The organism is Rhodanobacter spathiphylli B39 (assembly GCF_000264295.1).
Taxonomy (GTDB): Bacteria; Pseudomonadota; Gammaproteobacteria; order Xanthomonadales; family Rhodanobacteraceae; genus Rhodanobacter; species Rhodanobacter spathiphylli.
The window spans coordinates 40,281-50,546 of record NZ_AJXT01000059.1; the positions used below are offsets into that span (position 1 = coordinate 40,281).

The following is a 10,266-nucleotide window of genomic DNA, read 5'->3' on the forward strand; positions in this document are numbered from 1 at the left end:
GTCTTCTCTTCCGGCCATCGAAGACAGCAGGCCATGATCAGCTCCCCGGCAAAAGAAATATCCGCGCAGGTCGCAGACCCGCAACGCAGCTCCTGGATCGACAACACAAAGTTCATCCTGATCGCGCTGGTTGTCCTGGGGCATTGCATGGAAGAGTGGCGCTACAAGTCGCCTGTCGTTCTGGCTATTTATCAGTTCATCTATCTTTTCCACATGCCGGCCTTCATCTATCTGTCCGGTGCATTGTCCCGGCCGAAGTTCGGCATCGAACAGGGGACACGCTGGCTGACCAGGCTGGTTCTGCCATTCCTGGTTTTCCAGGCGATCTATCTCGCTTTCGACGCGTGGCTGCTTGGCAAGCCATTCGTCTACTCCGTGACAAGCCCCAACTGGATACTCTGGTATCTGATGAGCCTGGCCTGCTGGCGGATCATGCTGATCCCGGCACTTTCCTTTACCAGACCGCTCCTGGTCGCCTGCACCCTGGCCGTGCTTTCTGGCTACCTCAACGACGTCGGCTACTCGTTCAGCCTGTCGCGCACGCTGGTGTTCTTTCCATTCTTCGTCGCGGGCTATCTGCATGGCACGAAGATCAAAGGGCCGCGCCTCGCAGCCGTCGGCGTGTTGCTGGCGCTTGCCGGTTTCGCCTGGCTGATCCGCGAGCTCAGCGCCAAATGGCTTTTCGGTCTCGCTCCCTACACCAATCTTTGGGGAGGCGCGATCCAGGCGGGCCTGCTTGCGGCATCCGCCGCAGGCGTATGGGCGGTACTGCGACTGACCCCTCGCGCAGCAAGTCCGTTTGAAAAGATGGGTCGAGAGAGTCTTTCGGTGTACTTGCTGCATGGGCTTCTGATCAAGCTGGCCACCGCATACGGCATCTGGAAGCTGTTCCGGCACCTGGGTGTCGGGCAGAGCCTGGGCGTGGTCATCGGGGCGACGTTGCTTTTGGTGACGCTGCTGGCGGCTGTGGCGCCCCTGTTCCACCCGATCATGAATTACCAGTGGCTGTTCCGCAGCCGACCTGCGCCCGCGGCCGACAAGGTGACGGGTGCCAGCTGAGGTGTCGCCGGAACGGCCATCGCGTTCGACCTGGCGGAAGCTGATCGACTCCCGCCAGGTCAACCGGCCCAGGCAAACCCGCCCCGGCTCGTCGTCATCGGCCGCAACCTGCGCATTCATCGCCGTCCCTCCCCCGATCGACCCGGCGAGCAGTTTTCCGTTTGCATGGAAGGCGATTCGCGCCGGGTGGACGTGATCCAGATCAGTGGCCCGCCGCGACGCGCGGCGTATGTTGGGCTCCCTTTCCCGACGAGCCCGCCCCATGGCCAGCGACATCATTGCAGAACAAAACACCCATCTTTTCGACGCCCGCGGGGTGGCCCGCCGCTTCCGCCATTCGGCGATCTTCGGTGCGATCGGCGCGCTGCGTTCGGGTGAGACGATGCGCTTCGTCAACGACCACGACCCGATCCCGCTGATCGCCCAGTTGCGCGAACGCCTCGGCGACAACCTCAGCGTGACCTACCGCCAGCGCGATGCGGACGCCGTGGTGATCGACTTCGGCATCACCGGCCTGCCGGTGGAGTGATGCGCTATCCGCCCTTCTTCGACCAGGCGCCAGCGATCACCTTGCGCGATCCGCTGGCGGACCTGCTTGGCGCGGCCGACGACGGCCTGCTCGACTACCACTACATCGACGCCGTGCGTCTGGCCGGCCACTCCTGCCCCACCGTAGCCGGCGCCTGGCTGATGGCGCGTGCCGCGCTGCGCGCGCTCTATCCCGATGGCCCCGCCGAGCGCGGCGGCGTCAGCGTGGAAATGAGCGGCGCGGAAGACGAGGGCGTCAACGGCGTGATCGGCCAGGTGTTCACCCTGGTCACCGGCGCCGCCGCAGCCAACGGCTTTCACGGCATTGCCGGCCGCTTCGCCCGGCATTCGCTGTTGCACTTCTCCACGCCTGACGCAGGTGCGGGCCTGCGGGTGCATCGACGCGACAACGGAAAGAGCGTGTCGGTGGCGCTGGATCTCGGCGATGTCCCCGCGCCGGCCAGCCTGCGTCCGCTGCTGGGGGCGGCACTCGACCCGCAGGCCACGCCGGAACAGCGCGCGGCCTTCGGCCAGGCGTGGCAGGAGCGGGTGAAGTGCCTGCTGCTGGAGCATGCCGACGATCCCGCCGTCGTTCGCGTGACCCGGTTGAACTGAGCGCGCGGCGCGCCTCAGCTCGCCGGCACGCGCAGGTCCTGCCAGACCGTGCCCGACTGCCGCGCCTCGCGCTCGTGTTCCTCGTCGCGCCAGCCCTCCTGCAGCGCGGCGTCATACCAGCGGCGCATGCCGGGCAGCGCCAGCAGCCGTTGCGCATAGTCCGAGGATGGCGCGCCAAGCTGCAGGCCGTAGCTCTGGATGCGGAAGGCCACCGGCGCGAAGAACGCATCGACGGCACCGAACTTCGCGCCGGCCAGGAACGGCCCGCCAAACCGGGCCAGCCCTTCGCTCCACAATTCATCGATGCGTGCGATGTCGCCCTGCAGCGCCGCCGGCAGCTCGTCGGGCAGGCGGATGCGCAGGCCGCAGTTCATGCCGCACTGGTTGCGCAGGGCCGCGAAGCCCGCGTGCATCTCCGCGGCAGCGCAACGCGCCCAGGCGTGCGCGTCCGGATCGGACGGCCATACGTCCATATGACGTTCGGCCAGGTATTCGGCGATCGCCAGCGAATCCCACACCACCCGTTCGCCGTCGTGCAGGCACGGCACCTTGCCGCTGGGCGAGAACGCGCGAAACGCCTGCCAGCTGGCGCCGTTGCCCTGGGCAAACGTCACCAGATGTTCTTCGAACGGAATGCCAAGCTCGCTGAGCAGCAGCCACGGCCGCAACGACCACGACGAATAGTTCTTGTTGGCGATGTGCAGCTGGTACATGTCGTGCAACCTCCCGTGGTCAGTTCTGTTCGCAGGTTTCGATCGGCGGCACGACCCGCACGGGCCGCCGCCGCGCATTGGCCAGCACCACGCCGCCGATGGTGACCGCCCCGCCCACCAGGATCAGCGCATTCGGCACTTCGTGCAGCCACAACCAGCCGATCAGCAGCGCGATCGGCGGCGACAGGTAGATGAAGCTGCTGACCTGCGAAGCCGAAGCACGGTGCACCGCCATGTTCCAGGCCAGGTAGCCGACGAAGGTCGGCGCGATGCCCAGCCACAGCAGCGCGCCGATGTGCGACCACGACGCGGCCGCCAGCGCCTGCGGCAGATGCCAGCCGAACGGCAGCGCGCCGAGCGTGCCGGCGAACATCGCGAACGCGGTGACGCCGACCATGCTGCTGCGGGCGAACAGCGCCTTCTGACCCACGAAGAAGACCGCCGAGACGGCGACGCACACCAGCACCAGCAAGGCGTGCGGGTCCACCTCCACCCGCTGCCCACTGGCCAGCACCACCAGCACCGTGCCGAGCAGGGCCAGCGCCAGGCCGACCCAGGTGCGCAAGGTCAGGCGCTCGCCGATCCAGAACGCCGACACCGCCGCCGTGGCGGCCGGCACCAGCGAAATGAGGATCGAGGCGGTGCCGCTGGCGATCCGCGTCTCGGCGTAGTTCAGGCACAGGTGATAGACGCTGAGGCCGAGCACGCCGAGCAAGGCCAGTTGCGGCCAGTCACGCGGCGCCGGCAGGGGCACCCGCTTCACCCACAACAGGACGGCGAAACACAGCGAGCCGGTCAGCAGCCGCGCAAAGGCCACCTCGCCCGGCGTGAACGAGGGCAACGCATAGGCGATCGCGGCATACGCCGACGACCAGGTGAGCAGGGCGATCGCGATGGCCAGCAGCGCGCGGCCATCGAGACGGTCAACGGTACCCATGGGGACGCATTCCTGAAACGGGGAAGTGCGCATCCTAGTCTTGCCGCTCGCGCCGAGGAATAATGCACCGAAGCGTTTTCGCGCTGTTTCGCCAGCGATCGAATTCATCGATACCTGATCCTGCCTTGGAATCGAAAGTCATGGAATCAAAGCTCGAACTGGACGCGAAGGACTGGCAGCTGCTCGAAGCGCTGCAGCAGGATGCGCGCCTGGGTTACGCCGAGCTGGGCCGCAAGGTGCGGCTGTCCGCGCCGGCGGTGGCCGAGCGGGTGAAACGGCTGGAGGAAGCCGGCGTGATCAGCGGCTACCGCGCCACGGTGAACCCCCGGCGACTGGGCTACGGCATCAGCGCGATGATCCGGTTGCGTTGCGACGGCGTCACCTGCGCGCGCATCGGCGCACTGATGGAGGACATCCCCGAAGTGCTCGAGTGTCGCCGCCTGGCCGGCGAGGACTCCGCCCTGCTGCATGTGGTGGCGATGTCGATCGGCCACCTGGAATCGGTGCTCGACCGCCTGCTCAAGACCGGCGCCAGCAACAGCACCACTACCCTGATCGTGCTGCAGACGCCGCACGAACACCGCCCGCTGACCCGCGCGATGTGGAACGCCGCACTCGCCGCGTCACGCGACTGACCCTCTCCCCTGCGACCATCCCATGACCGACAAGCCCACCACCCCGCCCCCTTCGACCACCACCGGCGCGCCCGCCGATCCGCAACGCCGCCGCCTGCTCGGCGGCCTCGCGATGGCCGGAGCCGCGCTCGGCGTGAGCAGCTGCCAGCCGTTCGGCGAGCGCGGCGCAGCCGCGGCGCCAGGCGCAGGCGACGCGGCACTCGATGCACAGCTGCGCCAGCACATCCACCACGTGGTGGTGCTGTACGCCGAGAACCGCAGCTTCAACAACCTGTTCGCGAACTTCCCCGGGCTGGCGCAACCGCTGCAGGCGCTCGACTCGCCCGCCTACCGCCAGCGCGATCGCGATGGTCGATTGCTCGACGCATTGCCACCGGTATGGGGTGGCCTGGCGCCACACGCGCAGACCGTCGACGGCCGTCACTACCAGATCGGCGAAGACGCGATCCGCGGCCTGCCCAACCGCCCCTTCGTCCTGCGCACGCCCGACGGCGACGCACTGCCGCACGGCGTGATCACCCGCGACCTGGTGCACCGCTTCTACGAGAACCAGCTGCAGATCAACGGCGGCAGGAACGACGGCTTCGTGGCCTGGGGCAACACCGGCGCGATGACGATGGGCCACTACGGCGACGGCGCGGCCAACCTGCGGCTGTGGAAACTCGCCGGGCAATTCACCCTGTGCGACAACTTCTTCATGGGCGCGTTCGGCGGCTCCTTCCTCAATCATCACTACCTGGTCGCCGCGCAGCCGCCGTATTTCCCGCACGCCGACCGGCACCCGGCGAAGATCCAGATCGCCACCGTCGAAGGCGACGACCCGACCGGCCTCCAGCGCGTGATGGCCGAGGATTCGCCCGCCAGCGCGATGCAGGGTCGCCCGGAGTTCGCCTCGCGCGACGCACTGACGCCGGACTTCTGGGCGGTCAACACGATGGGGCCGGCCTACGCGCCCGCCTTCAGCCACGACAAGCACGATCCGCGCTTTGCCGACCCGGACAGCCACAACACCTTGCCGCCGCAGGTGCACGCCAGCATCGGCGATGCGCTGTCCGACGCCGGCGTCGACTGGGCCTGGTACGCCGGCGGCTGGCAGCTCGCGCTGGACGGCCATGGCGACGGCGACCACAAGGCGTTCCCGGAAGTACCAAACTTCCAGATCCACCACCAGCCGTTCAACTACTTCCGCAGCTTCGCGCCGGGCACGCCGGCACGCGCGCAGCACCTGCGCGACGCCGGCGTGGGCAACCACGCCGACAGCAACCACTTCATCGCCGCGATCGAGGCCGGCACGCTGCCGCCGGTGTCGTTCTACAAGCCGCAGGGCGACCTGAACATGCACGCGGGCTATTCCAGCGTGGATGCCGGCGACGAACATCTGGCGCAGGTGGTCGAGGCGCTGCAGAAAAGTCCACTGTGGCCGAACCTGCTGGTGGTGATCACCGTGGACGAGAACGGCGGCTGGTGGGATCACGTGGCGCCGCCGAAGGGCGATCGCTGGGGACCGGGTTCGCGCATCCCCGCGATCATCGTGTCGCCCCACGCGAAGAAGGGTTTCGTCGACCACACCGTCTACGACACCGGCTCGATCCTGCGCTTCCTCACCCGCCGCTTCGGCCTCAGGCAACTGCCCGGCCTGAAACTGCGCGACGCCTCGATGATCGCCGCCGGCGGCCCGCCACCCGGCGACCTCACCGCGGCGCTGCAGTTCAGTTGAGCCCCAGAGCACCCCCTCACCTGAAGGACTCCCTTCGGTCGCCAGCCTCCCCCTGCAGGCAGGGGGAGGAGCAGAACGAGCCACCCGAAACTCCATCGCCACCGGGATACCCTCCCCTGCTCCGCAGGGGAGGGCAGGGGTGGGGTCCACGCCGCGTCGAACTTCATCGAAGCCGATTTCCCCGTAAGCTGCACCTTTCCAGCGACACGCCAAGATCACCATGCGCGACTTCTACCCCGCCATCGACCCCTACCAGACCCATCGCCTCGCCGTCGACGCGATCCACACCCTGCACGTCGAGGAATGCGGCAACCCTGACGGCTTGCCGGTGGTGTTCCTGCACGGCGGCCCCGGTGCCGGCCTGTCCGCCTATCACCGTCGCTTCTTCGATCCGGCGCGCTACCGCATCGTGCTGTTCGACCAGCGCGGCGCCGGGCAGTCCACGCCGTTCGCCGAGCTCACCGACAACACCACCTGGCACCTGGTCGCCGACATCGAGACGATCCGCGAGCACCTAGGCATCGAGCGCTGGGTGGTGTTCGGCGGTTCGTGGGGTTCCACCCTGGCGCTGGCGTACGCGCAGACGCATCCCGAGCGCGTGCTCGGCCTGGTGCTGCGCGGGATTTTCCTCGGCCGCGAGCCGGAACTGCGCTGGTTCAACGAAGTCGATGGCGGCGCCTCGCAGATCTTCCCCGAGCGATGGGCGCGCTTTCGCGACTTCATTCCCGAAGCCGAACGCGACTCGATGCTGGAAGCCTACTGGCGCCGGCTCACCAGCAATGACGAGGCGACCCGGCTTGCCGCAGCGCAGGCGTGGAGCGCATGGGAAGGCGGCAGCACCACCTTGCTGCACGATCCCCACGGCGGTGGCGACTTCGAGGACCCGCACAAGGCGGTCAGCCTGGCGATCATGGAAGCGCACTACTTCCGCCACCGCATCTTCCTCGAACCGAACCAGCTGCTGCGCGACATCGAACGCATCCGGCACATCCCCGCCACCATCGTGCACGGCCGCTACGACATCATCTGCCCGATGACGAGCGCATACGACCTCAGCCAGGCCTGGCCCGAAGCCGAGCTGCACGTGGTGCTGGCCGGCCACAGCGCCGCTGATCCCGCGATCGTCGACCAGCTGGTGCAGGCGATGGATCGGCTGGCCGACCGCTACGCCTGAAGCGCACCTTCATCGTTCCCCCGCAAGGCAAACAGGGAGTGTCCATGCGCGTGCTGGTCACCGGCGCCTACGGCTTCATCGGCGCGCACATCGTGGCGGCGCTGGTCGCCGCGGGCCATGACGTCGTCTGCGCCGTGCGAGGCGCGCGCCTCGACACGCGTTTCCCCGGACTCGACGCGATCGCCTGCGACATGGCCCGCGACCTGCGCAGCGAAGACTGGCTGCCCCGCCTCGCCGGCATCGAGGCGGTGGTCAACTGCGCAGGCATCCTGCGCGAGCGCGGCGCCGACAGCTACGCGGCGGTGCACGAGCAGGCGCCGCTGGCCCTGTTCCGCGCCTGCGTGCAGGCCGGCGTGCGGCGGGTGATCCAGGTCTCCGCACTGGGCGATCCCACCGACGGCGAGTTCATCGCCTCCAAGCATCGTGCCGATGCGGCGCTGGCCGCGCTGGAACTGGACTGGCTGGTGCTGCGCCCGTCGCTGGTCTACAGCGCGCATGGCTCGTACGGTGGCAGTTCGCTGCTGCGTGCGCAGGCCGGGCTACCCGGCCTGCTGCCCCTGCCCGGCCGCGGCGCGCAGCCGCTGCAGCCGATCGCCGCCGAAGACGTCGGCCTGGCCGTCGTCGCCGCGCTGGCCCGACCGCAAGTCGCCCGCGAGATGCTCGAACTGGTCGGCCCCGACACCATGAGCCTGCGCGACTACCTGCTGGCCTGGCGACGCTGGCTCGGCTTCGGGCACGCATACGCGCTCGCCGTGCCGATGCCGCTGGTGCGACTGGCCTGCGCGCTGGGCGAACACCTCGGCAACGGCCCGCTCGGCAACACCATCGGGCGCATGCTGGAACGCGGCAACGCCGGCGCCGCCGATGCCGTCCCCCGCCTGCGCGAGCGCCTCGGCCTGACTCCGCGATCACTGCCACGCGCGCTGGCCGAAGCGCCCAGCCACGTGCAGGACCGCTGGCATGCGCGGCTGTATTTCTGCCTGCCGCTGCTGCGCGTGTCGATGGCCTTGCTGTGGATCGGTTCGGGCGTGGTCGGCTGGCTGACCCCGGCAACCGACGTGGTCGCCGCCACGCACGGCAGTTCACTCGCCGCCGGCAGCCTGCTCGCGCTGGCGCGCATCACCGCCAGCGCCGACCTGCTGCTGGGCGCGCTGTGCCTGCTGCGCTGGCGGCCGCATCTGGTGCTGGGCCTGATGCTGGCGATGCTGCTCGGCTACACCTTCGGCATCGGCATCGCCTGGCCCGTCCACTGGCTGGACCCGTTCGGCGGCCTGCTGAAGAACCTGCCGCTGGTCGCGGCACTGGCGCTGCTGCTGGCGACGGAACAACGTCGATGAATGCCTACGTGTTGCTGAAAACCGTGCACATCCTCTCCTCCACCCTGCTGTTCGGCACCGGACTGGGCACGGCCTTCTTCCTGTGGTTCACCCACCGCAGCGGCCAGCTCTCCGCGATCGCGGTGGCCACGCGGCTGACCGTGCGTGCGGACTTCCTGTTCACCACGCCGGCGGTGATCGTGCAGCCGCTGTCCGGCTACCTGCTGATGCGCCTGATGGGTTTCGACCTGCACACGCCGTGGCTGCAAGCCGCCATCGCGCTATACCTGCTGGCCGGCGCCTGCTGGCTGCCAGTGGTCTGGTTGCAATGGCGCGCGCGCAACCTGGCCGCCGCCGCACTGCGCGACGGCACCGCCCTGCCGCCGGCCTACCATCGCTGCATGCGCACCTGGTTCGCACTGGGCTGGCCGGCCTTCCTCGCCGTGATCGCCACGTTCTGGCTGATGGTGGCGAAGCCGGTGTTGTGGGGGTGATGCGGATGCAGGTGGTGCAAGAAATGGATGTCGCACGAGGGCCATCAATGTAGCCGTTCCATAGGCGACACCTTCGTCAGGGGGCTTAATTGGCCACGCCCCCTTTTTGTCGGAATGCCCGCGTATCAACGCCGTTGAGCTCGCGCATCCCTCGCGAAAGTGTCGGCTGCAGCGTCTCGACCAGCAGGTGGTAGTGATTGTCCATCAAACAATAGGCCATAGCCGCCACTCGAAGCGCTCGCCTGCGCGCGTCACCTCGCGCCATCACGTGGTACAGCGCGCCGGCGAACCCAATGCGAAGTGGACGGAACATCGTGGCAGGCTAAGCTTGGCGATGTGTCGTGACAAGACTTGACCCTGAGGTTTCTGAGTTTCGCGATGCCGCAGGGCGCCGCCCCGCCGCGCCATTAAATTCATGCCGGCTACCAATTATCAGGCGGAAAGGTCAGAACTGACGGATCCTGATAATGCAATGTAAATGCGTGCCGACCAGAAGGAAGCTTGCACTCAAGAAGCAATATTGTCCCCGGATAAGTGCGCAGAAATTCTGACAAAATCTCTGAAATCGAGATATTTCTAAATATACGTGGAAGCGCATGAGGACCGCGAAGCGAGGTAGCCCCAGGCCCCAAAGGCGGCTCTGCAGCGACTTCAATACCTAACTTCTCCATCGCTTCAACCACGTCGGGATTCTTCAACAAGGATTGTATCGCAAGATCAGGTCGCGTCCGCTCATAAGGCTTTAGTACAAATTGCTTCACCTCGACACCAAATAACGAAGGTTGCCTACCAAAAAGAAGCCGCCATGTACACATTATAGCCCATATTATTGACACTAATATGGAATTGTCTCAATGCTTCAACCTTTCCATAACTTTCGTCATGAGGAGGCAAGGTCGTCGCCAACAATCGAATGCCTCCAAAATAATTAGGCGAGCACTCCGCGGGCGCCGCAACAATAAAACTCCTTCCCGTAAATTGGTACTGAAAATAGTAAGACAGTTCGCCATGGTTTCGAGCAATATAGTCATCCTCACCAGCCGCGACCTGAGACACGCCTAAGGAAACTCTGATTTTG

The 10,266-nt window shown here is 66.8% G+C and carries 11 protein-coding genes; 8 read left to right on the top strand and 3 right to left on the bottom strand.

Annotation, left to right across the window (positions count from 1 at the left end; translation table 11 throughout):
• The first annotated feature begins 33 nt into the window (after window positions 1-33).
• From UU7_RS16620 to UU7_RS16630, 3 genes are all read left to right on the top strand, one after another.
• A complete protein-coding gene (locus UU7_RS16620; protein ID WP_007810392.1) occupies window positions 34-1,059 on the top strand; it encodes an acyltransferase family protein in 1,026 nt (341 codons plus the stop codon).
• Between the two features lie 262 nt (window positions 1,060-1,321).
• On the top strand, window positions 1,322-1,588 hold the full coding sequence (locus UU7_RS16625) for a DUF2249 domain-containing protein (RefSeq protein WP_007810393.1): 267 nt from the start codon (window positions 1,322-1,324) through the stop codon (window positions 1,586-1,588).
• The gene (locus UU7_RS16630) at window positions 1,588-2,202 is read left to right on the top strand and encodes a hypothetical protein (protein WP_007810395.1); all 615 of its coding nucleotides are present in this window, start codon (window positions 1,588-1,590) and stop codon (window positions 2,200-2,202) included. The genes UU7_RS16625 and UU7_RS16630 overlap by 1 nt, the downstream gene beginning before the upstream one ends.
• A 14-nt stretch (window positions 2,203-2,216) precedes the next feature.
• Here the strand turns inward: UU7_RS16630 and UU7_RS16635 are convergent, their stop codons facing one another.
• Window positions 2,217-2,915, bottom strand: coding sequence for a glutathione S-transferase family protein (locus tag UU7_RS16635; RefSeq protein ID WP_007810397.1), 699 nt, complete (start codon window positions 2,913-2,915; stop codon window positions 2,217-2,219).
• Window positions 2,916-2,934: 19 nt separating this feature from the next.
• Entirely contained in the window at window positions 2,935-3,852 is a 918-nt protein-coding gene (locus tag UU7_RS16640) for a DMT family transporter (protein ID WP_007810399.1), read from the bottom strand.
• A 140-nt stretch (window positions 3,853-3,992) separates the two neighbouring features.
• Between UU7_RS16640 and UU7_RS16645 the strand changes: the two genes are divergently transcribed.
• The 5 genes from UU7_RS16645 to UU7_RS16665 all read left to right on the top strand — a co-directional run bounded on the left by UU7_RS16645 (window position 3,993) and on the right by UU7_RS16665 (window position 9,188).
• A complete protein-coding gene (locus UU7_RS16645; protein WP_007810402.1) occupies window positions 3,993-4,487 on the top strand; it encodes an Lrp/AsnC family transcriptional regulator in 495 nt (164 codons plus the stop codon).
• Window positions 4,488-4,509: 22 nt separating this feature from the next.
• Entirely contained in the window at window positions 4,510-6,204 is a 1,695-nt protein-coding gene (gene acpA / locus UU7_RS16650) for an acid phosphatase (protein WP_007810403.1), read from the top strand.
• 220 nt (window positions 6,205-6,424) lie between these two features.
• Complete coding sequence (gene pip / locus UU7_RS16655) at window positions 6,425-7,378, top strand: prolyl aminopeptidase (RefSeq protein ID WP_007810405.1); 954 nt, start codon at window positions 6,425-6,427, stop codon at window positions 7,376-7,378.
• Between the two features lie 44 nt (window positions 7,379-7,422).
• Window positions 7,423-8,715, top strand: coding sequence for a DoxX-like family protein (locus UU7_RS16660; protein WP_007810408.1), 1,293 nt, complete (start codon window positions 7,423-7,425; stop codon window positions 8,713-8,715).
• On the top strand, window positions 8,712-9,188 hold the full coding sequence (locus UU7_RS16665; protein ID WP_007810410.1) for a DUF2269 family protein: 477 nt from the start codon (window positions 8,712-8,714) through the stop codon (window positions 9,186-9,188). Before UU7_RS16660 ends, UU7_RS16665 begins: the two co-directional genes overlap by 4 nt.
• A 786-nt stretch (window positions 9,189-9,974) precedes the next feature.
• Here UU7_RS16665 and UU7_RS19030 read toward each other — a convergent pair.
• The coding region (locus tag UU7_RS19030) for a hypothetical protein (protein ID WP_238530976.1) at window positions 9,975-10,266 on the bottom strand (292 nt) is incomplete at its 5' end.

Excerpts from the sequence above, each read along its gene's own strand:
- UU7_RS16620 (WP_007810392.1), top strand. The coding sequence starts at position 34 with ATGATCAGCTCCCCGGCAAAAGAAATATCCGCGCAGGTCGCAGACCCG.
- UU7_RS16625 (WP_007810393.1), top strand. The coding sequence starts at position 1,322 with ATGGCCAGCGACATCATTGCAGAACAAAACACCCATCTTTTCGACGCC.
- UU7_RS16630 (WP_007810395.1), top strand. The coding sequence starts at position 1,588 with ATGCGCTATCCGCCCTTCTTCGACCAGGCGCCAGCGATCACCTTGCGC.
- UU7_RS16635 (WP_007810397.1), bottom strand. The coding sequence starts at position 2,915 with ATGTACCAGCTGCACATCGCCAACAAGAACTATTCGTCGTGGTCGTTG.
- UU7_RS16640 (WP_007810399.1), bottom strand. The coding sequence starts at position 3,852 with ATGGGTACCGTTGACCGTCTCGATGGCCGCGCGCTGCTGGCCATCGCG.
- UU7_RS16645 (WP_007810402.1), top strand. The coding sequence starts at position 3,993 with ATGGAATCAAAGCTCGAACTGGACGCGAAGGACTGGCAGCTGCTCGAA.
- acpA (WP_007810403.1), top strand. The coding sequence starts at position 4,510 with ATGACCGACAAGCCCACCACCCCGCCCCCTTCGACCACCACCGGCGCG.
- pip (WP_007810405.1), top strand. The coding sequence starts at position 6,425 with ATGCGCGACTTCTACCCCGCCATCGACCCCTACCAGACCCATCGCCTC.
- UU7_RS16660 (WP_007810408.1), top strand. The coding sequence starts at position 7,423 with ATGCGCGTGCTGGTCACCGGCGCCTACGGCTTCATCGGCGCGCACATC.
- UU7_RS16665 (WP_007810410.1), top strand. The coding sequence starts at position 8,712 with ATGAATGCCTACGTGTTGCTGAAAACCGTGCACATCCTCTCCTCCACC.